Consider the following 19,590-nt stretch of genomic DNA (forward strand, 5'->3'; position numbering starts at 1 on the left):
CCCGGCGCCGCCAGCGGAAGGAGTCCGTTTCATGTCGTTATCCACCCGCGTTCGTTTAAGGCCCATGCGTCTGATGATGGCGCTCGCCAGCCTGGCGCTGGCCTCCTGCGCGACCCCGCCACCGACCGAACCGGGGGGCGGCAAGGCCGGCCTCGCGAGTTGGGCCGGTCGCCCCATCGGGGCACCGCCCGTCCCCAATCCGGCACTCAAACGGACCATCCTGGCCAGAGCCGAGCAGGAATGGACCTATTTCGGCCGACAACTGGTCATACTCAAGGGATCGGAAGAGAGCATCCCGCATGTCGGCGACTGGGAAGACGACGGCCCGCGACAGAGTCGACGGGTGAACCTCTACTGGCGCGCCGTCGGCAAGCCTGGGCTCGACGGGATAGACTGCCAGAAGCCCTGGTCGGCCGCGTTCATCAGTTGGATCATGCGCTCATCGGGCGTTCCGGAGAGCCAGTTCCGAAGCGACTCCGCCCACTGGGTCTATCTCGCCAGCCTGATCGACGAGGTCAGTCTGCCGGGGCGCTACTTCATCCCGCGCCGTCTCGCCGACTACAGTCCCGAGCCGGGCGATCTGGTCTGCGCCTCTCGCGGTATCGCCCGCGTGGCCACGGTCAATGGCTACACCACCGCCAGCATGCTGCATGGCGTCAGCGCCCACTGCGATCTGGTGGTGGCCAAGACCGGCCGGACCCTGGAGGTCGTCGGCGGCAACGTGCGCAACTCGGTCTCCAAGAGCCGTCTGGAACTGGACGCCAACGGACGCTTGCAGCCGGTGCCCCGGCGCCCCTGGTTCATCATCCTGCAGAATCGGCTCTGATCGGGGCCGCCCCGCGCCGACCCGGATGGTTCCTGGGCCATCGTTGCCCGCCCGAGACGGCCTAGAGATCGAGCCGAATCCAGACCGGGCAGTGATCGGAGGGCTTTTCCATGCCGCGAATCGCGTAGTCGATTCCGGCGTCGACCAGACGCTCGCGAAGCGGCGCCGAGATCAGGAGATGGTCGATCCGCAGACCATGCCGGGGCTCGCGCTCGAAGCCGCGCGAGCGATAATCGAACCAACTGAGGGCATCCGCCGTCTCCGGGTGGATCGCCCGATAGGCGTCGGTCAGGCCCCAATCGGTAATCGCCTTGAGCCATTCGCGCTCCTCGGGGAGAAAGCTGCACTTGCCGGTGCGCAGCCAGCGTTTGGCGTTATCGGGGCCGATGCCGATGTCCAGATCCAGGGGCGCGACGTTCATGTCGCCGAGGACCACGATCTTCCGATCCGGCGTGAACGACCCGCGCAGATAGTCCAGCAGGTCGGCGTAGAACTTCGCCTTGGCGGGAAACTTCACCGGATGGTCGCGGCTCTCGCCTTGTGGGAAATAGCCGTTGATGACGATCAACTCGTCTCCGTCCGGCAAGGGATAGCGTCCAGTGATGAGGCGTCGCTGGGCCTCCTCGGCATCGCCCGGAAGACCCTTGAACACCGACGAGGGCTCGACCTTGCTGAGCAGGGCGACGCCGTAATGGCCTTTCTGACCATGGATCCGGGTCGCATAGCCGAGCCCATGAGTCCATTCGAGCGGAAACTGATCGTCGGCGACCTTGCATTCCTGGAGTCCCAGGATGTCAGGATCCTGCGCCGCCTTGAGGGCCTCGATCTGGTGCGGCCGGGCACGAATCCCGTTGACATTGAATGACACGATCTTGAGCACGCTGGACGGTCTCCCTGGAGTCGAATGCCCGGAAGGCTAGCACGAGGTGTCGGGGCGTCCAAACCCTGGCAAATCGCGGCCGGGTGGAGCGGAAGGCAACCGATAGCGCCCTCGCCATGGCCATATCCATGAGACTTTATTAATATGCCCAATGATCGCGGGGCGCCCGCCCGGGCAGCGGCGGCGCCCCGTCCAAAGACCGAGACCCCGGCTCCCGCCCTTCCCCCCATCGCCAGGCCGCCATCGCCTCATGAAGCTTATCCGTTCGCTCCAGCATTCGCTCCAGAATCAGCATCCGCTCGATCTTTCCAAACAGGTCCTGCGCTCGCTCGACTGGTCCTGGACAACCCCCTACAAGACCTGGCTGCTGAAGGTCGGCCCGGCTGACGTCCGCGCCGATCTGATCGCGGCGCTGACCGGCGCCATCGTGGTCCTGCCCCAGGGCGTCGCCTTCGCGACCATCGCCGGGATGCCGCCGGAGTACGGGCTCTATGCCAGCATGGTGCCGGCCATCATCGCCGCCTGGTTCGGCTCGTCGCGCCATCTGGTCTCCGGGCCGACCACGGCCGCCTCGGTGGTGCTCTTCTCCGTGCTCTCGGCGATGGCGGCTCCGGGCTCGCCTGACTATGTCATGCTGGCCCTGACCCTGACCTTCATGGTTGGCGTGTTCGAGCTGGCCCTGGGCTTCGCGCGCCTGGGGGCACTGGTCAACTTCATCTCGCACGCGGTGGTGGTGGGCTTCACCGCTGGCGCGGCCGTGCTGATCGCGGCCAAGCAGCTCAAGCACTTCTTCGGCATCGAGATGGACAGCGGCGGGCACCTGCACGACATCCTGCTCCAGTTCGGCAGCCATGTGCTGGAGATCAACCCCAGCGCCACCCTGGTGGCTGTTGCGACACTGGGGATCGGCATCGCCTGCAAGCGCTGGCTCCCGAAGATCCCCTACATGATCGTGGCCATGCTCGCCGGCAGTCTGGTGGCGCTGGGGCTGAACGATTGGCTGGGCGAGGCACAGACCGGCATTGCCAACGTGGGGGCGCTGCCCGCGACCCTGCCGCCGCTCTCCGCGCCTTCGCTGACGCTCGACCATATCCGCCAACTGGCGCCCGCCGCCCTGGCCGTAACCCTGTTCGCGCTGACCGAGGCGGTCTCGATCGGGCGGGCGCTCGGGGCACGCGGGGGTTATCGCATCGACGGCAACCAGGAGTTCATCGGTCAGGGGCTGTCCAACATCGCCGGCTCCTTCTTCTCGGGCTATGTGGCGACCGGCTCCTTCAACCGCAGCGGCGTCAACTACGAGGCGGGCGCGCGTACCCCGCTGGCGTCCATCTTCGCCGCCTTCATGCTGATGGCGATCGTGCTGCTGGTCGCGCCCTACGCGAGCTATCTGCCCAAGGCGGCGATGGCCGGCGTGCTCTTCCTGGTCGCCTGGGGTCTGATCGACTTCAAGGAGATCCGCCACATCCTGCACGCCTCCAAGCGCGAGACCGGGGTGCTGGCGGTGACCTTCTTCTCGGCGATCTTCCTGGAGCTGGAGTTCGCCATCTTCGCGGGCGTCATGCTGTCGCTGGTGATCTATCTCGACCGCACCTCCAAGCCGCGTATCGTCAGCATGGCCCCGGACCCGCGCCTGCCAAAGCACGCCTTCTCCAGCAACCCTGAGGTCACGCAGTGCCCGCAGTTGCGTATCGTGCGGATCGACGGCTCGCTCTTCTTCGGCTCGGTCGCGCACGTCGAGCAGTTCTTCGACCGGCTGCGCGCCGAGCACCCGGAGCAGAAACACCTGGCGCTGATCTGCAACGGGATCAATTTCGTCGATCTCCAGGGCGGGCACACGCTGACGCACGAGGCGGAGCAACGCCGCAAGGCGGGCGGCGGTATGTATCTGATCAACGTCAAGCAGGGGCTGTGGGAGTCGCTGGAGCAATGCGGCTGCCTGGACGCGACCGGGGCGCGCAATGTCTTCCAGTCCAAGACCGCCGCCGTGCGGGCGATCTTCCAGAAGCTGGACAAATCGATCTGCGCCACCTGCGACAAGCGCATCTTCCAGGAGTGCAAGGGCGTATGAAGGCGATGATCCTGGCGGCCGGGCGCGGCGAGCGCATGCGGCCGCTCACCGACCACAACCCCAAACCGCTGCTCCAGGCCGGCGGAAAACCGCTGATCCAGTATCACATCGAGCGGCTGGCGGCGGCCGGCATCCGCGACCTGGTCATCAACCATGCCCATCTTGGCGAGCAGATCGAGCAGGCGCTCGACGATGGCGCGCGTTTCGGGGTGAGGATCCGCTACTCGCCCGAGGCGCGGGCGCTGGAAACCGGCGGCGGCATCTTCAAGGCGCTGCCGCTGCTCGGCCCCGAGCCCTTCCTGGTGGTGAACGGCGATGTCTGGACCGACATCGATCTGGGAGCGCCGCATCTGGCCGAGGGCGACCTGGCCCATCTGGTTCTGGTCGACAACCCGACCCACAACCCCAAGGGAGACTTCCGTCTGACCGGGACACGGGTACATCCGGACGGATCCCCGCGCCTGACCTTTAGCGGCATCGGGCTCTATCGGCCGGAGTTGTTCGCGGGCTGCGAGGCGGGCGCCTTTCCGCTCGCCCCACTGTTGCGCACGGCCATGGCGGATGGGCGGGTCGGCGGCCAGCACCACCGGGGACGATGGCTCGATATCGGAACCCCCGAACGGCTCGCCGAACTGGATCGCGACTTGAGTCAAGGCGTCCTCCCGCCTGGCTGATCCGAGGACTCCACACCCCAAAGGACAAATCCAGCGGGTGACAAAGCCCGCGACCACCCCCATGCTCTATCCTCGCCAGAGGGCCGACCAAAGAGCATGGGGGAAGCGCGCATGGGCCAGGACATCGCCGCCTCGCCGTTCACCGAACGGGATTTTTCCAGGTTTTCGGCGCGTCTGCGCGAGGAGACGCGGCTGCTCGAAACCTGGTTCAGGGACGGCGCATTGGATGCGGGAGAGCCGACCATCGGGTTCGAGCTGGAGGCCTGGCTGGTCAAGCCGGACATGGACCCGGCGCCACGGGTCGAGGATCTGCTGCGGCGACTGGCCGATCCGCTCGTGGTCGCCGAACTGGCGACCTTCAATATCGAATTCAACGGCAACTTCACCCATCCGCGTGGCCAAGCGCTGTCGCGGCTGGCCAGCGAGCTGACCGAGACGTTGAACCGAGCCAAGCAGGCGGCCAGACACCTGGATATCCGGCTGGCCATGATCGGCATCCTGCCCACGGTGCGAACGGAACATCTCACGCTCGCGTTCATGACCCCGCGCGAGCGCTATCGCGCCCTCAACGAGCAGGTTCTGGCCCTCAGGCACGGACGGCCGCTGATGCCGCGGATCGAGGGGCGCGACCGCCTGGAACTGGTCTGGCACGATGTCATGCTGGAGGCCGGAGCGACCTCCTTTCAACTCCATCTCAAGGTCCAACCCGACCAGGCCGTCCGGGTCTACAACGCCTCGAAGATCGTCAGCGGGCCGATGGTGGCGATCGGGGCCAATTCGCCCTATTTCTTCGGTCACGACCTCTGGGACGAAACCCGCATCCCGCTGTTCGAACAGGCGGTCTCCGTGAATAGCTCGGCGCTGCAGGAGCGGGTCGGCTTCGGCTTCCGCTATGCCCGGCATTCGCTCATGGAGACCTTCCAGGCGAACCTCGACCGCTACCCGATCCTGCTGCCACGGTTGATGGACGAGCCACCGGAGCGGCTCGCCCATCTTCGCTTGCACAATGGCACCATCTGGCGCTGGAACCGCCCGTTGGTTGGTTTCGAGCCGGATGGGCGCCCGCATCTCAGGATCGAACATCGGGTGCTACCATCGGGTCCCTCGGTACCGGACTTGATCGCGAACGCGGCCTTCTATTTCGGCCTGGTGCGCAATCTGATGAGGGACGAGCCGCCACCGGAGTCCAGATTGATGTTTCTGCATGCGCAGAACGGCTTCTACAACTGTGCCCGGCGGGGCTTGGCGGCTATCATCCCCTGGTTGGATGGCCAGTCGCATCCAGTCACCCGGATCATCGGGGACGACTTGCTCCCGCGCGCCCAGGAGGGGCTCACCGACCTGGGCGTCGACCCAACCGAGATCGACCACTGGCTCGGCATCGTCGAGCGACGCCTGACGACGGGGCGCACCGGGGCGTGCTGGCAGCGCGACTGGGTGCGGCGAAACGGGCCGGACATGGCGGCTCTGACGGCGGCCTATCTCTCGCATCAAGAGAGTGGACGCCCCGTCCATGAGTGGACCTGGGATTGAGGGCCGCTACCCGAGGCGAACCTCGCCCAGCACATTCGACCCAGACCGGGCGCCATGCCAAGACGCCCTCGTTCCGCCCGGATGATTCGCCTATTCACCATGCTGCAAGAATATGACGGCCTACCCGAGGGTCTCCTGGAGACCAACAGCCGCCACCTGGCCGACCGGCTCGGGGCTCCCTCCCTGATCCATCTCGCAGGTGCGCGCGAGCCGGCGCTCTTCGTGTCCGTCCTGATGCATGGCAACGAGACCGTCGGTTGGGATGCGATCCGCGGTCTACTGCTCGAACGGCGCGCCCGCTTCGGCGACTTGCGTCTCCCGCGTGCCCTGAGTCTGTTCATCGGCAATGTCACCGCCGCCGCGAGCGGCGTTCGACGCCTTCCAGGACAGCCGGACTACAATCGCGTCTGGCCCGGATCCCAACTGGCGCCGACGATCGAGCACCGACTCATGCGCCGGGTCGTGGAGATCCTGTCGGAACGGCGGGTCTTCGCGAGCCTGGATCTGCACAACAATACCGGGCTGAATCCGCATTACGCCTGCGTCAATCGACTCGACAACCGCTTCCTGCATCTGGCGACCCTATTCAGTCGCACGGTCGTCTACTTCATTCGTCCCGCTGGTGTGCAGTCGATGGCCATGGCCGAGCTGTGTCCGTCCGTGACCGTGGAATGCGGCAAGGTCGGCGAGCAGCAAGGCATCGAGCATGCCTGGCGGCTCATCGACGCCGCGCTGCATCTGACCGACATCCCCGAGCACCCATTGCCGGCGCGCGACATCGACCTCTTTCACACCGTCGCGCAGGTCAAGATCCCAGAGGATGTGTCCTTCGCCTTCGCGCCGGCGGACGGGGATCTGGTGCTGGATCCGGAGCTTGAACGCATGAACTTCCGTGAGCTGGCCAGGGGAACCGCCTTCGCGCGAGTGAGGACGGGGAGCGGCGCGGTCCTGGCGGTGATCGATGAGCTCGGGCTGGATGTTGGCTCCCGTTACTTCGGCCTTGAAGGAGGCGAACTGCGTCTGCGCCAGAGGGTGATGCCCTCGATGCTCACGCGCGACGAGACCGTGATCCGGCAGGACTGCCTCGGCTATCTGATGGAGCGCTATGGCGAGCATCTGCCAGGGAGCGCCTGAAGAGGACGAGCGCCCAGCCGGACGATGGCGCTCGGCGGTCAGCCCTGATCCGGCGTCGCCACTGGACTTGACCCGTCGGCGACGTCTGGCGACTCGGCCGTCAACCGACGGATCTGGTACCAGACCCGGCCAAGGTGCTCGTGGATCGCGGAGTAACTCACCTGAAAGGCGTTCGCGGACGGCAGCCAGTCGCGATAGCTGAGTTCGCGGGCCCAACCCGGATGATGGGCGAAGGCCGTCGGCGCGGGTATGACCTCGATCCCGGCCCGCTCGAACGCCTCGACCGCCTGCGGCAGGTGCCAGGCATCGCTCACCAGCAGAACATGCGTCACCCCATCCTGATCGAGCAAGGGGGCCATGAAGGCGGCGTTTTCCCACGTAGTGCGGCTGGCGGGCTCGATGGCGGCCACCGCGACCCCATGCTCGAACTCGAGTACGTCGGCCATGAGCCAAGCGACCGCGCTTTGCTCGCCGGGTAGCGAACCACCCGTCACATAGACCGGAAGACCGGTCGCGCGATGCAGAAAGGCGCCGTAGCGCACCCGGCGCAAGCTCGCGTCATCGAGCGTATCGCCTCCGTATTCGGGCGCCCGCTTCCGGACGCCCGCCCCCAGGATCACGATCGCCCGCGCCTCCGGCGGCACGGACGAGGGGTCCGGGCCGATGGCCGGATGGATCTCCAGTGGCTGCATCAGGGCCGTGCCGACCAGCGGCAGGCTCATCAGGGCGAGCAGGCTCAGGGCGGTGAAGATGAACAGCCGAGCCAGCACGCCACGCGCGAGCCAAAAGGCGGCCAGCAGCATCAACAGAATGATGCCGGGCGGCATCAGGAGGCTTTTGAGAACGGCGTAAAGGATCACCGCAGGAGTTCGTCGGCCTGACGATCGGCATGGTAGGACGAGCGCACCATGGCCCCGCTCGCGACACTGGAGAAGCCCATGGCCTCTCCAAGACGACGCAACTCATCGAACTCGTCCGGGGTCCAGTAGCGACGCACCGGCAGATGATCGCGCGATGGCTGGAGATACTGCCCAAGGGTCAGCATGTCGCAGCCGTGCGCGCGCAGATCGCGCATGACCGCCAGCACTTCCTCGGGCGTCTCGCCGAACCCGAGCATGATCCCGGATTTGGTTGGGATACTAGGTTGGCTGGCCTTGAACGACTGGAGTAACCGCAACGATCCCGCGTAGTCCGCTCCGGGCCGCGTCTCCCGGTAGAGTCGCGGGACGGTCTCGAGGTTGTGATTAAAGACATCCGGCAAGGCGTCGTCACCGAACCGCGCGAGCGCGACGGCCTCCCGTCCGCGAAAATCGGGCACCAGTATTTCGAGTCGGGTGTCTGGAGTCCGGGCCCGAACGGCACGCAGACAGTCGGCGAAATGACCGGCCCCACCGTCGCGTAAATCATCGCGATCGACCGAGGTGATGACGACATAGCGCAAGCCCATGATCGCGATCGATTCGGCCAGATGCCCCGGCTCGTCCGGATCGACGGGCACCGGACGGCCATGGGCCACGTCGCAGAAGGGGCAGCGACGGGTGCAGACGTCGCCCAGGATCATGAAGGTGGCCGTGCCCTGGTTGAAGCACTCGCCCAGATTCGGGCACATGGCCTCTTCGCAGACGGTGGCCAGCTTGCTTTCTCGCAGCAGCTTCTTGATCCGGGCAACCCCAGGTCCGACCGGCGCCTTGGCGCGAATCCAACTGGGCTTGGGCAGAATCGCCGTCCCGGTCTCGACCTTGACCGGCAGGCGCGAGAGCTTGTCCCGGCCGCGCTGGTGGGTATCCGGGGTCGCGCGCGAGGGCGCGTTCAGGGGTGTTCGATCGGACATGGGAGACCTTCGCGACAGGGTGGGCTTCTAGCCGTGCGTCAGAAGTGGCGCCGGGGTGCTCCATCGGACCATCGACAGACCCTCGGGTTCAGCGCGCGAGCAGGCGCTCCACCAGCAGCTTGAACCAGGGCGTGAACCAGTGCGGATGCAGCCGCAGGGAACGGTTGATCTCCGGCAGCGACATCCAGCGCCAGGCGCCGATTTCGGTCGGATCCGGACGCGGATCACCCGTGTGAACGCCGTGAAAAACGTGCAGATACTCGTGCTCGATCAACCCGCTTTCCTGATCCTCGGCACGGTACACCAATTCCGCCCGCTCGGTGAGCGGCACGCGAATCCCGAACTCCTCCCGCAACCGTCGCCCCGCCGCCATCGGGGTCGACTCTCCCGGTCTGGGGTGGCCACAGCAACTGTTGGACCAGCGGGAGGCGAAGTGATATTTGCTGTCCGCGCGCCGCTGCAATAGCAGATCGCCATCGGCATTGAATACCAGGATCGAGAAGGCACGATGCAGTTGACCGAGCCGGTGAGAATCGAGCTTGCCCGCCTCACCGATGGCGCGATCCTGATCGTCGACGAGGATCACTTGCTCCAGCGCGTCACGCCGCGAGGCGCGTTCCAGATCTTCCGCAGCCAGTGGCGGGACGATTTGGGCACTCAAGATTCACCTCCGCTGCCATTCCCGTTTGATGTCTTGGTTGGCGCCACCGTCGGCGATCCGCCAAAGGCCTCGATCGCCGCGCGCAGTTCCGGATGACGCGAGGCCTGATCCTCCAGACTAACACCGGCGACGATGGCCTCCCATGCCTGCCGGATACTAGCCGCACCCCCGCGCGGTCCCATCGGGTGACCGAAAACCCCCCGTCCGGGAACGAAGCCAAAATCGATGGTCCCGAGCTTCTCGTAAAGCGGACGCAAGGTGCCGGCCCAATCGCTACCGCCCGGCACCGGCAAGCTCCGCTTGATGCGCCCCATCGGAGCGAGACAGGCGTTCACCGCATCCCGTACTTCGTCATCGGAGGTATGCATGCGTTCCCCGAAGCCCGGCATGATGATGACGTCGAAGCCGGCAAGACGCTGAAGCTTGGTGAATACGCGGGTATGGATGCCGAACCCCGCCAGGCGGCTGAAGGGCGCGATGAATGGGAAATGCGCGACCAGCGGCACGCGCGCCTGCCTGCGCAGCATGCGCACCGCGCTGAGCCCGACCGGCATGGCGTTGATCAGCAGGGCGTTGGCTCCCCTCGATACCGCGAGGTCGTGCAATTCGACCAGCCGATCCACCTCATCGGTGATGTTGGCGAGATAGACCTTCGGAGTTCCGGTCTCGGCCTCGGCGCGCCGACGTGCCGCGCCCAAGAGCGACGCCCGCCGCTCCAGAGGGCACCAGTCGGTATCCGCCAGCATTTCATCGTCCTTGGCGATATCCAGCCCGCCCAGCCAGCTTTCATAACCGAGTTCGCTGAAGTCCTCGGGAGGAAGCCCGATGTTCGGTTTGATCACACCGAAAAAGATCGGTCGATCATGGATCTGGAGACGTTCGCGAAATCCCTCGACCCCGAATTGAGGCCCCTCGAAGGACTCCAGATAGGCGTCCGGGAAATGGATATCCAAAAGCTTGACGATTGGCGCACCTGGCGAGAAAAAGGTGCCTTCCCCGCAAACGGCGCTCAGAAGATTCGGCAGTCGCGGCCCAAAGTTCCCATGCGGATGTGCGATTCTGACACGACAGGCCGAAACGCTCGGCACGCGCCCGCGTCCAACCTCATAACTGAAGCCAGGGCGTTCCTGATCCAGGATTTGGAGATCGACGAGCCGCGCGCCGAAGCGTGGGCGCAGATCCTCGGACGAGCCGACCCGCCGCCATTGCGCGGTGGACTGCTCGGCGCAAAAGTGCAGCGCGGCCCGCTCGGGATCGCCTTCGCACTCCAGATAGTAGTCGAGCAGAATATAGGCGTCAGGGTCCAGCGAACGCTCATCCGCGCGGAATCCCGCCCAGTCGGCATCAGTCATCGCTCAGATCACACCAGACACTTGGACTCGGAACTCGCGCTCCTGGCGAGGACCATCCAACTCGACGAAGAAGATCGACTGCCACTCACCCAGCAGGAGCTTGCCGTCGGCGACCAGAATCGTCTCGGAGGCATTCATGAACAGACCGATCAAGTGGGAATGGGTGTTGGGTCTTCCGTCCACCGGGTTCCGGTCGTGACGGTAACCGCTATCGGGCGGGGCGAGTCCCCGGAGAAAATCGAGCATATCCCGCTGGAGTTCCGGCTCTCGCTCATTGAGCGCGAGAAAGGCCGTCGTGTGCGCCGAAGTGATGGTCACCTGTCCGTTTTTGATCGGGTGACTGGCGAAAACCTGCCTGACTTGATCCGAGATATCGATGATCTCGATCGGCGCGGCGGTTCGCAAACGCAGAGGCTCGCAGTGGATTCGCATATCGACGGAACGCCCTAATGGAAACGGGCGGGGTGAGGTGTATCGTCACTCCCCCGCCCGCAGACTCCCTCGGCCGCGAAAATCACTTGCCAGACGGTAACGGGGTCATCTTGGCGGCGGCCTCCGGTGAAATCGGTGGGCCCTGCAGGAAATCGTAATACGAAGAATTGACCAGCAATATGTAATGAATCGACAGCGCGAGCGCGAGCAGAAAGCCCGCCAAGCCAATCAAGGCTAGTTTCGGATCGATCATCAACCAGATCTTATGCATCTAGATGTCTCCTGAATCATAACACGGGACGCCGGTGTTTGAGCCGGCCTCCCGTTTATGTCCGCCGCTAGGCGGAAACTTGGCTATTACAGCCAGGGACGCCAGAGCCACGCAAGAATGTGCGCAATGATCACGATCCCAAAAAACATGGTCATGCTCTGCATGTAGATGGCGTGGAACTCTTTCGCCTCTTCTTCGGTCAGTCCGGTCATGCTCTTATCAGCCATTGAAATACCCTCAATCTATTCTGTTTGACCTTGTCGGTCGTTACCGCGCGGTTCCCCGCGGCTGGGGTCATGATGGCGCGTCTAAGAGCACGGGTTAAGTGTATCTAGACGCCGCCTATTCCCTAGCGTGGTTTTATTAGGAACCACTGAGCCAGTTGAAGGCTGGGCTGCTGAGCAGAATGAAGTGAATCAACAGCGCCAACACGAACAGAAACCCGAACAGAGCAACCAGGGTTCTACGCGGATCAAAGATCTGCCAAATTTTATGCATGTGTATTCTCCGGTCTCATATGAGGTGGGCGATGTCATATCAACATGCGCCCGTTTGGTCACGAACGTCAATACCCTAGGCCATTATTACAGCCAAGGACGCCACAACCACACGAGGATGTGTGCGACGACGACGATCCCCGTGAACGCGACGAAACTGGACACGAAGATGCCATGGAAATCCTTGGCCTCGTCCTCGGTTAGTCCAGACATCGAGCGGTTCTCGCTAGCCATTGGATCATTCCTCAACTCATCGTCAGGATGGCTTTCACGATTCGGTTCTTCGCCATTCTCAACGACCGCGACGCGGCCTGTAAGCTCCCGTCGCGGGTATTTCACATGGCGCCGAAGTCCGTTCCAGCGCCTGACAGGCTTCCCTACCGGTACTTATCCTCTGGCTACAACTTTTGCGCGGCGGGTACCGCGTTTTCGACTGGCGCTGGCTCCACGGCCGGTGCCGCTTCCGCCTCGGGCGCCGCCGCCTTTGTCGGACCTTGCAGAGCCGGGTAGTCCTTCAGCATCTGTGCCGCGTAAAGGGGCTTGTAGGCACCCTGATGACAGGTCATGCAACCGATCTTGAAGGGGTCGCCATAGGGCCCCTTGCGCGATGCCGGGAGCACATCATTAAGCGGCCAGATGTAGTCCTGATTCATCTCGCGAACATGGCGGATGGCGAACCAAGCCGTTGCCCGTTGAGGCGTACTCTGATCCCAAGCGAAGAATGACCGTGTATTGTGGCAGAAGGTGCAGTTGACACCGAGCGAGTCGGAGATCTGCATCATCAAGCCGTAAGTCCACTCAGCCTGTTTGATCGACGCTTTGTTACCGGCAGGCAAAGCCGTGGTCCCAATCACCCGGATCTCATTTGCCTGATCCAAGAAAGGCGTGTAGGGATCAAAAGGCAACGCCGAATAAGCCACCGTCGAAGACGCGTAGTTTTGGCCGGTCGGCTTCACCCCGGAAGGCTGATTCGGGCCTGGATCCGTCACCCAAACGTACTTGGGCACGGGATTTCCACGGTGACAGGTATAACAGGTGACACCCACACCCTTAACCGCGACATGATTCTTCCAGTTCGCATTGGTCTGCTGAACCATCTCGAACATACGCCGAGAAACGACCTTGGTATAGATATCGTCCGACGCCCAATTCCCTGGGACATGGCAGTAGTTACAGCCTTCCTTAGGAGACACCCAAGTCGTCACGGCAACCATTGTGCGAGTAAACTCGGCCACGCTCAGGTCACTCAGCACCTGAACATTTTGGTATACCTCCGAAACCTTTGGGCCACCTGGAGGGGCAGCCGGAATCGCTTCCGGTGGTATATTTTCCTTGAGGCTTGCCTCAAGCAGCCGAGGATTGTAGTTCTGCTCCATCGCCAAGCCGCGATAGCCAGCCTGAACGACTTCCGGAGGCGGACGCTCGCAACCCAAAAGCACCACGGAGGCAACCACGGCGACTAGGGGAATTGATGCTTGCTTTCCGAGATTCATTGTGGCGCCCCCGCTGCATATGGGTCTTGGACCATCACATCGACCGGATAGCTCGGAGCGACACCATGCTTAACAGCCCAGAGGTACCAGTTCTCGACCACGGTCCCGGTCAGCAGGATGCCAATGCCGGCCGTGATGACCGTCAGCACCGCGCACCACCAAGCCCAGCGATGGATCGATTCCATGGAGGCGTTGAAGCCCATGGTCCAGCGCCAGAAGAGCGCCGCGCGCTCGGCTGCCGTGCCGCGATCCGTGATCTGATCGATCTCGCGGTCACCACCAAACCGGCTGACGGCCAGGATCGTCGCGCCGTGCATGGCGAACAACAGGGCCGAACCATAGAGGAAGGCGATCGACAGCATGTGGAACGGGTTATAGTACAGATTACCGTAACGGATCGAGAAGGCCGCCGTCCAGTCCAGGTGAGGGAAGATACCGAAAGGCACCGCCTCCGCCCAACTCCCCATCATGACGGGACGAATGAAGCCCAGACTCAGATAGAAGAAGATCGCTGCGGCAAAGGCCCAGGACAGATGCTGACTCATACCCAGGGCTTCGGCGCGCTTGTAGGTACGCACCCACCAGAGAATGATTGACATGGTCAGGAAGAAACCAGTCATCAACCACCAGCCACCCTCGCTAAGCGGAGGAATGCTTAGTCCGTACTGCGGCGCCGGAGGCTCGAGACCCAGCCAGAAGAAATGCTTGACAAACTGGATCACGCTCCAGTCAACCGACGCCAGCATATTGAAGCCGATGATGAAAAGGGCGACGAAGCCAAAGATCAACGACAGGGTGCCTGTAAAGCCGAGATAAATTGGACCAATCTGCGCGTCGCCAATTTTCCCAAGCCAGTAGGAGAAGATGGGCTTACCGATGCGCGGCAGACTGCCTCTTGGCAGCGGCACCCCTGGATACGCTGGGGAGCGCACCTGGACGCTGTTAAAAATATTTTGATATTCGGGCATTGTAGTCTCCTAGATCCTACCAGAGCGGGAGCTCAAGCCACCAGTTCCACCATTCCGGCCAACCGCGGGTCCAGAAGGGGCCGCTGATCACGATACAGACCGCGCTCCAGAAGACCGCGCTGAGAGCCAGGAACAGACCCAGCCGATGGATGGCAAGCGCACCGATGGAGTAGCCGACGATATCGCGAAAGAAGGTGTTCTCGTGCTCGCTGGTCTTGACTTCTTCTCCCTCTTGAGGATTCGTCACCGAGAGAATCAGCGAGCCGTGCATCGACAGCGCCAAGCAGTTGGTGAAGAAGAAGGTGATCGCAAGCATGTGAGCCGGGTTGTAATGGAAATGCAGGAACTGATACCCGACATTGGAGACCCAATCGAGGTGGCTTAGGATTCCATACGGAAAACCATGACCCCAAGCGCCGAGCAGGATCGGACGGACAACCACAAGAACCAGATAAGCCGCGATCGCGAAAGCGAAGGCGAATGGAATGTGAAAGCCTATACCAAGCTTGCGACAGATCTCGACTTCCCTTAGCGCCCACGAAACAAAGGCACCAATGGCGCAGAACGTGATGATTTGCCAGAGCCCGCCTTCCGTCAGCGGCGCCATTCCAAGGCCGTAGCTGAGATCGGGGGGAGCAATGCTGATCTGCCAGATATTGTAGGTTTGGAGTTCGACGTTTGGACCGATGGTCGCGCCCCAAACGATCAGGAGCACTCCCAGCAAGGCGAAGAAGAAACTCGACACACCGAAGAAGCCGACGTAGAACGGCCCCACCCAGAAGTCGAATAGGTCTCCCCCTATCAGCGTCCCGCCACGGACGCGGTATTTTCTCTCAAAACTGAGCATGGCCATCGTAATATCCTCTGCTGGGGAGGCACCCTGGAAGGCCACCTCCTCTTAGCACCCTCGGCGGACGGTGGGGCTTACCTGGCGGACAAACCCCACTCGCCACCCCCGTCAAGGACGCGATTACCTTTGGGGGACAACCGGCGTCACTTGTTGGACCGTAGCGGCCGGAACACCGTCTTCGAGCCAGTTGAATTCAGCGGTGCTCAGCAGAATCATATGGATAGCGAGACCAAGAACGATCAAGAAGGCAAAAACAGCGATCAGGATGCGACGAGGATCGAGCAGCAGCCAGATTTTCCAAAGGTCGGGTGACATCGTAGTTGTTCTCCTAGAGTGAATTTGAAATGGGCTCAATTCAGCGGCATGGGACGCTGCGCGTGGCCCACACTTGACCCAAAACGATTACAGCCAGGGGCGCCACAGCCAAGCAAGGATGTGCGCGATGACGACGATGCCAAAGAAGGCCGTCATGCTCTGCACGAAGATGCCGTGGAACTCTTGTGCTTCTTGTTCGGTCAGACCGGTCATGCTGGTGTTGTCAGCCATCGTTTAATCCTCCGAATCTGGAGATAAGTCTTAAGTTATGCCGCACTTAGCCCGTGCGGCTTGGGATCGTCCCGGCCGATAGCGACCGCGACCGAGAAATCACCCGGTGCACACGGGCATGTTCCCATCGAATGAGCCCCACTCAGGGACTCACGAAATTCCAATCACCCTTCCCTTGCATCCACCGAGGCCGCGACGCTTGGTCGGGTGGTACCTTGCTAAATCCAGCCCCTTTTTGAGACGCTTTTCCGAGGTCTTCCATGAAGGGGCGATCCTGCCCCGGCCATGACCCTGGGACGCTTCACTATTCGTCTTATGGGTGCCTGGATTCGTTGTGTCAGTCTAGCTTGACTGACACGAATGTCAATCTACATTTACACCTGTTTTCAGCGCTAACTGATCGATGACAGGTCGAGGAGCCGGGAAGACCTGGAAGCCTTCATCCAGGTGGCGAGAGAGCCCCTTCCGATACCTGCCCCACACCGACCAACCCCGACACTCTCGGACTCCCGGATCAAGGAAGCCCCGACCAAACGCCCCTATTGCTGAGCGGCATAGGCTCGTCAAGCCCAGACAAAATCGTGACGAAGTTCACGGTCGACTCATCGTGACACAAGGAGCTTCGCGCCGGACAGAGCCAGACAGGGCTAGAATTGAGCCGCGTCAGGAAATCGGAATTTTCTTATGGGCTGTCGCTGAATCCTGGTTTCGGCCAGGACTGGGATGGAACCGGGACAGGTCCGCCTGATAGCGGGAAGGAAGGACTCACGGCCGGTAGACGGCCGTGTCACTGGACATCCCGATCGCTCGGGAAATCGACCCAGCCGTTGCTGGAGCGCGCCTGAAAGGGAGAGGTTATGCCGCGCCCGCGGCCAGCATCCCCTGCGTCAGCCTGACACGCTCGGTCGTGACCCGCTCCTCTCCGGCGGTCCGCGCCGCCCGCTCGGCCGCGTCCCGCAGCCGCTTGGCGGCGGAGATGCGCACCAACACCGGCTGCGAATCCACGATCCGGTCGAACAGGGTACGTGCCTCCTCATCCCAGGGCAGCTCGCGGTGCATGCGCGCTGGCGTGGGATCGACCTTATCGAGATCGGTCCCGAGCGGAAGGATATTGAAGAGGGCATCGAAGAGGGCGTTACAGACCTCCTGGACGAGATAGGTGGCACCCGCATAGCCCATGAAGGGCGTACCCGTGTGACGCCGGATGACGGTCCCTGGAAAGGAGGCCGGGATATAGGTCGCGCGCGCACCGATCTCGGCGAGATACATGCGCTCGTTGTAGCTGCCGAAGACGATGAGCGGGGTCTTTTCGTGAATGGTCTTGCGGATGATGTCATTGTCGGGCTTGACGCCCTTCTTGCGCTCGAAGGCGAAGTGGCAGGGCAGGCCCAGCTCGTCCTCCAGATAGTGTCGCAACCCGCGGGCATAGGTCTCGGTCGCGGCCACGCCAAAGCTGGCGGTGCCGAAAAAGTCCTGAGTGACGGAGCGCCAGAGATCCCAGATGGGTTTGATGGTCGTGTGCTTCTCGCGCTCGATGAAGGGCTCGGGATCCACCTCCAGCATCTCGCCGAGCGCGCGCAGGAACTTGGTCGTGCTGTGCAACCCGATGGGCGCCTGAAGATAGGGACGCTCCAGCGCCTCGCACAGGGTGCGACCGAATTCGCGATACATACAGATATTGGCGTCCGCCTCGGCGAGCCTGGCGACGTCGTCCAGGTGACTGCCAAGCGGAAAGGTCATATTGACCTCGGCCCCGATGCCCTCGACCAGACGACGGATCTCCGCTAGGTCGGACGGGGTGTTGAAGACGCCGTACATGGGGCCGATGATGTTGACCCTGGGCCTGGAGTCAGGCGCCCGCTTGCGCTTCGGGACGACGCCCTTCTTCGGACCGAACTGAGTCCAGAGCCAGTAGATGGCGCGGTTGGCGCTCTGCCACTGATCCTCGTCGATGGTCCGCGGCAGGAAGCGGTGAATATTGGTGCCCTCGGGCGTCACGCCACCGCCGATCATCTCGGCGATCGAGCCGGTCACCACCACCGAGGGGCGCGTCGGATCGAGGGTCCGGTAGGCCCGACGCATGGCCTGTTCGGTCCCGCTCTGGCCGAGTTCCTCCTCGCCCAAACCCGTCACCACCACCGGCAACTCGTGCGGGGGCAGCCCGTCGGTATAGTGCAGAACCGCCGTGACCGGCAGGTTCTCACAGCCCACCGGGCCGTCAATAATGACCTGCAGGCCCTTGATGGCGGAAAAGGCGTAGACAGAGCCCCAGTAACCGCCCGCGCGGTCGAGGTCGTTGATCAGCATTCGGGAAATTCCTCTCGATTCGAAATCAGTCGGTTCTCATTCGGGATAGAAGTCCGGGCCAAGAACCTGTTCGAGCGTCCAGGGACAGTCGTGCGGAAACACGTCGAGGCCGGTTTCGTCGGTTGCCTTGGCGACCGCGTCCGCCCACACGCCTTCAAACCAGTTGGGATCGGCGAGCGCGGTCTTGAGGCTCGGCGTCTCGCGCAAATGCGCGCCAATGGCCCGGCGCTGTTCGCGGATCGTCCGCTGCCAGCTTGATCCACGCCGTCCTGGTTGATATCGCCACTTGAGCAGATGCGCCAGAAGAACGGCCATCCGGCTTGCCAGTTCGCGCCGCTCGCTCTTGCCCACGTCCTCGATCTCCTCGGCGATATGCGCGACATCAATCTCCGACCAGCGACCCGCGCGCAGGAGCGCGGCTTGCTCATTGGCCCAAGCGATGATGTCATCGTTATATAGGGTACGCATTGATTAGCGGAACCTGATCCAGTGATAGACCCAAGACGACAGCGCCGCGAATGATGGTGAAGCCTGGAGAGACCGTGCGGGACGCGGTGGCAAAAAAAACCAAATCAATCGAGAACAATGCTTTTGAAGACCAGCGGAAAGTTCTCAAGGTGACGAGTCTATTCGACTGAAAGATCGACACCAATGGCTGGTCTCCAATCCGGTCCAGATTTGACTATTAAGGTTGAATGTTTTTTGGAAAATCAGGACAGAGATTCGAGTGTTCGAGTTGACCGGCATGAGAAAAAAACGCATCCCGCCCGTTTGTGAACAAAACCAAACCTCTTTCGATCCTTTCGCCAGATACAGATCCTTTTTCATCATCATTTCTTCTTCAGTGTTACAGGGCGACACAACTTCCACGCAAATCTCCGGGGCGACACGATAGGGTGTCTCGAAACCATGTTCTTCCAGAAACTCGTAGGATGCCCAGATCACGTCGGCAACCTTGACGTTGCGGGATGTCTCGATGCTGATTTCTGCGTAGGATTTTCCGGTTCTCAATAATGATCGTAGCAGAATGAGGATTTCCGTTTGCAACCCGCTCTGGAGATTCGAGGCAGGACTCATTTCGATCTTTCCCCATTCGTTCATTTCGACTTTATAAGGAAGATCGGCAAGCGCGGCGTCGGCAATGGCTTCTTCCCATTTCATGCGCCGCTCCAATGTTTTGCGAATGATTTTGAACCAAGTTCCATGCCGCCTTTTCAGGCTCTACCGCAGTGAATGATGGGTTTCACGGCCGACAAGCGTTACAGCA

General features: G+C 62.3%; 23 protein-coding genes. 5 read left to right on the top strand and 18 right to left on the bottom strand.

Going from position 1 to position 19,590, the window contains the following annotated elements; genetic code table 11:
• Positions 1 to 31: 31 nt before the first annotated feature.
• Complete coding sequence (locus tag CKO27_RS02905; RefSeq protein ID WP_200373370.1) at positions 32 to 826, top strand: DUF2272 domain-containing protein; 795 nt, start codon at positions 32 to 34, stop codon at positions 824 to 826.
• Positions 827 to 887: 61 nt separating this feature from the next.
• Here the strand turns inward: CKO27_RS02905 and xthA are convergent, their stop codons facing one another.
• Entirely contained in the window at positions 888 to 1,706 is an 819-nt protein-coding gene (gene xthA, locus CKO27_RS02910) for an exodeoxyribonuclease III (RefSeq protein ID WP_200373371.1), read from the bottom strand.
• Positions 1,707 to 1,956: 250 nt separating this feature from the next.
• On the opposite strand from xthA, the gene CKO27_RS02915 reads away from it, so the two are divergent.
• The 4 genes from CKO27_RS02915 (at position 1,957) to CKO27_RS02930 (ending at position 7,115) form a co-directional block, all read left to right on the top strand.
• Entirely contained in the window at positions 1,957 to 3,774 is a 1,818-nt protein-coding gene (locus CKO27_RS02915; RefSeq protein WP_200373372.1) for a SulP family inorganic anion transporter, read from the top strand.
• Complete coding sequence (gene murU, locus CKO27_RS02920) at positions 3,771 to 4,448, top strand: N-acetylmuramate alpha-1-phosphate uridylyltransferase MurU (protein WP_200373373.1); 678 nt, start codon at positions 3,771 to 3,773, stop codon at positions 4,446 to 4,448. Before CKO27_RS02915 ends, murU begins: the two co-directional genes overlap by 4 nt.
• 111 nt (positions 4,449 to 4,559) lie before the next feature.
• Positions 4,560 to 5,981, top strand: a complete 1,422-nt coding sequence (locus tag CKO27_RS02925; protein WP_200373374.1) for a glutamate-cysteine ligase family protein — start codon at positions 4,560 to 4,562, stop codon at positions 5,979 to 5,981.
• Between the two features lie 99 nt (positions 5,982 to 6,080).
• On the top strand, positions 6,081 to 7,115 hold the full coding sequence (locus CKO27_RS02930) for a M14 family metallopeptidase (RefSeq protein ID WP_200373375.1): 1,035 nt from the start codon (positions 6,081 to 6,083) through the stop codon (positions 7,113 to 7,115).
• 38 nt (positions 7,116 to 7,153) lie between these two features.
• On the opposite strand, the gene CKO27_RS02935 is transcribed toward CKO27_RS02930, so the two are convergent.
• From CKO27_RS02935 to CKO27_RS03015, 17 genes are all read right to left on the bottom strand, one after another.
• Positions 7,154 to 7,975, bottom strand: a complete 822-nt coding sequence (locus CKO27_RS02935; RefSeq protein ID WP_338115857.1) for a YdcF family protein — start codon at positions 7,973 to 7,975, stop codon at positions 7,154 to 7,156.
• A complete protein-coding gene (lipA, locus tag CKO27_RS02940) occupies positions 7,972 to 8,946 on the bottom strand; it encodes a lipoyl synthase (RefSeq protein ID WP_200373376.1) in 975 nt (324 codons plus the stop codon). Before lipA ends, CKO27_RS02935 begins: the two co-directional genes overlap by 4 nt.
• Before the next feature lie 88 nt (positions 8,947 to 9,034).
• On the bottom strand, positions 9,035 to 9,607 hold the full coding sequence (idi, locus tag CKO27_RS02945) for an isopentenyl-diphosphate Delta-isomerase (protein ID WP_200373377.1): 573 nt from the start codon (positions 9,605 to 9,607) through the stop codon (positions 9,035 to 9,037).
• On the bottom strand, positions 9,604 to 10,959 hold the full coding sequence (locus CKO27_RS02950; protein WP_200373378.1) for a RuBisCO large subunit C-terminal-like domain-containing protein: 1,356 nt from the start codon (positions 10,957 to 10,959) through the stop codon (positions 9,604 to 9,606). Before CKO27_RS02950 ends, idi begins: the two co-directional genes overlap by 4 nt.
• Positions 10,960 to 10,962: 3 nt before the next feature.
• Positions 10,963 to 11,391 carry a secondary thiamine-phosphate synthase enzyme YjbQ gene (locus CKO27_RS02955; protein ID WP_200373379.1) on the bottom strand — a complete coding sequence of 143 codons (429 nt, stop codon included), beginning with the start codon at positions 11,389 to 11,391 and terminating at the stop codon, positions 10,963 to 10,965.
• An 82-nt stretch (positions 11,392 to 11,473) separates the two neighbouring features.
• Positions 11,474 to 11,662 carry a light-harvesting antenna LH1, alpha subunit gene (pufA, locus tag CKO27_RS02960; protein WP_200373380.1) on the bottom strand — a complete coding sequence of 63 codons (189 nt, stop codon included), beginning with the start codon at positions 11,660 to 11,662 and terminating at the stop codon, positions 11,474 to 11,476.
• Between the two features lie 86 nt (positions 11,663 to 11,748).
• A complete protein-coding gene (gene pufB, locus CKO27_RS02965) occupies positions 11,749 to 11,889 on the bottom strand; it encodes a light-harvesting antenna LH1, beta subunit (RefSeq protein WP_200373381.1) in 141 nt (46 codons plus the stop codon).
• Between the two features lie 136 nt (positions 11,890 to 12,025).
• Complete coding sequence (gene pufA, locus CKO27_RS02970) at positions 12,026 to 12,160, bottom strand: light-harvesting antenna LH1, alpha subunit (protein WP_164453631.1); 135 nt, start codon at positions 12,158 to 12,160, stop codon at positions 12,026 to 12,028.
• Positions 12,161 to 12,246: 86 nt separating this feature from the next.
• Positions 12,247 to 12,393, bottom strand: a complete 147-nt coding sequence (gene pufB, locus CKO27_RS02975; RefSeq protein ID WP_200373382.1) for a light-harvesting antenna LH1, beta subunit — start codon at positions 12,391 to 12,393, stop codon at positions 12,247 to 12,249.
• A gap of 164 nt (positions 12,394 to 12,557) precedes the next feature.
• Positions 12,558 to 13,652 carry a photosynthetic reaction center cytochrome PufC gene (gene pufC / locus CKO27_RS02980; RefSeq protein ID WP_200373383.1) on the bottom strand — a complete coding sequence of 365 codons (1,095 nt, stop codon included), beginning with the start codon at positions 13,650 to 13,652 and terminating at the stop codon, positions 12,558 to 12,560.
• Positions 13,649 to 14,620: a photosynthetic reaction center subunit M gene (pufM, locus tag CKO27_RS02985; protein ID WP_200373384.1), complete on the bottom strand. Its 972-nt coding sequence runs from the start codon at positions 14,618 to 14,620 to the stop codon at positions 13,649 to 13,651. The genes pufC and pufM overlap by 4 nt, the downstream gene beginning before the upstream one ends.
• A gap of 16 nt (positions 14,621 to 14,636) precedes the next feature.
• The gene (pufL, locus tag CKO27_RS02990; protein ID WP_200373385.1) at positions 14,637 to 15,473 is read right to left on the bottom strand and encodes a photosynthetic reaction center subunit L; all 837 of its coding nucleotides are present in this window, start codon (positions 15,471 to 15,473) and stop codon (positions 14,637 to 14,639) included.
• Positions 15,474 to 15,590: 117 nt separating this feature from the next.
• The gene (pufA, locus tag CKO27_RS02995; protein WP_200373386.1) at positions 15,591 to 15,785 is read right to left on the bottom strand and encodes a light-harvesting antenna LH1, alpha subunit; all 195 of its coding nucleotides are present in this window, start codon (positions 15,783 to 15,785) and stop codon (positions 15,591 to 15,593) included.
• A gap of 87 nt (positions 15,786 to 15,872) precedes the next feature.
• Positions 15,873 to 16,016, bottom strand: coding sequence for a light-harvesting antenna LH1, beta subunit (gene pufB / locus CKO27_RS03000; RefSeq protein ID WP_007039479.1), 144 nt, complete (start codon positions 16,014 to 16,016; stop codon positions 15,873 to 15,875).
• 855 nt (positions 16,017 to 16,871) lie between these two features.
• Positions 16,872 to 18,323 carry a chlorophyllide a reductase subunit Z gene (bchZ, locus tag CKO27_RS03005; RefSeq protein ID WP_200373387.1) on the bottom strand — a complete coding sequence of 484 codons (1,452 nt, stop codon included), beginning with the start codon at positions 18,321 to 18,323 and terminating at the stop codon, positions 16,872 to 16,874.
• 36 nt (positions 18,324 to 18,359) lie between these two features.
• Positions 18,360 to 18,791 (bottom strand): DUF29 domain-containing protein, encoded by a 432-nt coding sequence (locus tag CKO27_RS03010; protein WP_200373388.1) that lies wholly within the window; start codon positions 18,789 to 18,791, stop codon positions 18,360 to 18,362.
• A gap of 144 nt (positions 18,792 to 18,935) precedes the next feature.
• Entirely contained in the window at positions 18,936 to 19,484 is a 549-nt protein-coding gene (locus CKO27_RS03015; RefSeq protein WP_200373389.1) for a Uma2 family endonuclease, read from the bottom strand.
• Positions 19,485 to 19,590: the final 106 nt, after the last annotated feature.

The organism is Thiocystis violacea, assembly GCF_016583575.1.
Taxonomy (GTDB): Bacteria; Pseudomonadota; Gammaproteobacteria; order Chromatiales; family Chromatiaceae; genus Thiocystis; species Thiocystis violacea.

Bases quoted from the DNA above. Each gene is read 5' to 3' on its own strand.
- pufL (WP_200373385.1), bottom strand. From the start codon at position 15,473: ATGGCCATGCTCAGTTTTGAGAGAAAATACCGCGTCCGTGGCGGGACG.
- pufA (WP_200373386.1), bottom strand. From the start codon at position 15,785: ATGTCACCCGACCTTTGGAAAATCTGGCTGCTGCTCGATCCTCGTCGC.
- CKO27_RS02955 (WP_200373379.1), bottom strand. From the start codon at position 11,391: ATGCGAATCCACTGCGAGCCTCTGCGTTTGCGAACCGCCGCGCCGATC.
- pufA (WP_200373380.1), bottom strand. From the start codon at position 11,662: ATGCATAAGATCTGGTTGATGATCGATCCGAAACTAGCCTTGATTGGC.
- pufM (WP_200373384.1), bottom strand. From the start codon at position 14,620: ATGCCCGAATATCAAAATATTTTTAACAGCGTCCAGGTGCGCTCCCCA.
- pufA (WP_164453631.1), bottom strand. From the start codon at position 12,160: ATGCATAAAATTTGGCAGATCTTTGATCCGCGTAGAACCCTGGTTGCT.
- pufB (WP_200373381.1), bottom strand. From the start codon at position 11,889: ATGGCTGATAAGAGCATGACCGGACTGACCGAAGAAGAGGCGAAAGAG.
- pufC (WP_200373383.1), bottom strand. From the start codon at position 13,652: ATGAATCTCGGAAAGCAAGCATCAATTCCCCTAGTCGCCGTGGTTGCC.
- CKO27_RS02925 (WP_200373374.1), top strand. From the start codon at position 4,560: ATGGGCCAGGACATCGCCGCCTCGCCGTTCACCGAACGGGATTTTTCC.
- CKO27_RS02930 (WP_200373375.1), top strand. From the start codon at position 6,081: ATGCTGCAAGAATATGACGGCCTACCCGAGGGTCTCCTGGAGACCAAC.
- CKO27_RS03015 (WP_200373389.1), bottom strand. From the start codon at position 19,484: ATGAAATGGGAAGAAGCCATTGCCGACGCCGCGCTTGCCGATCTTCCT.
- lipA (WP_200373376.1), bottom strand. From the start codon at position 8,946: ATGTCCGATCGAACACCCCTGAACGCGCCCTCGCGCGCGACCCCGGAT.
- CKO27_RS02915 (WP_200373372.1), top strand. From the start codon at position 1,957: ATGAAGCTTATCCGTTCGCTCCAGCATTCGCTCCAGAATCAGCATCCG.
- murU (WP_200373373.1), top strand. From the start codon at position 3,771: ATGAAGGCGATGATCCTGGCGGCCGGGCGCGGCGAGCGCATGCGGCCG.
- CKO27_RS02950 (WP_200373378.1), bottom strand. From the start codon at position 10,959: ATGACTGATGCCGACTGGGCGGGATTCCGCGCGGATGAGCGTTCGCTG.
- CKO27_RS02905 (WP_200373370.1), top strand. From the start codon at position 32: ATGTCGTTATCCACCCGCGTTCGTTTAAGGCCCATGCGTCTGATGATG.
- bchZ (WP_200373387.1), bottom strand. From the start codon at position 18,323: ATGCTGATCAACGACCTCGACCGCGCGGGCGGTTACTGGGGCTCTGTC.
- CKO27_RS03010 (WP_200373388.1), bottom strand. From the start codon at position 18,791: ATGCGTACCCTATATAACGATGACATCATCGCTTGGGCCAATGAGCAA.
- pufB (WP_007039479.1), bottom strand. From the start codon at position 16,016: ATGGCTGACAACACCAGCATGACCGGTCTGACCGAACAAGAAGCACAA.
- pufB (WP_200373382.1), bottom strand. From the start codon at position 12,393: ATGGCTAGCGAGAACCGCTCGATGTCTGGACTAACCGAGGACGAGGCC.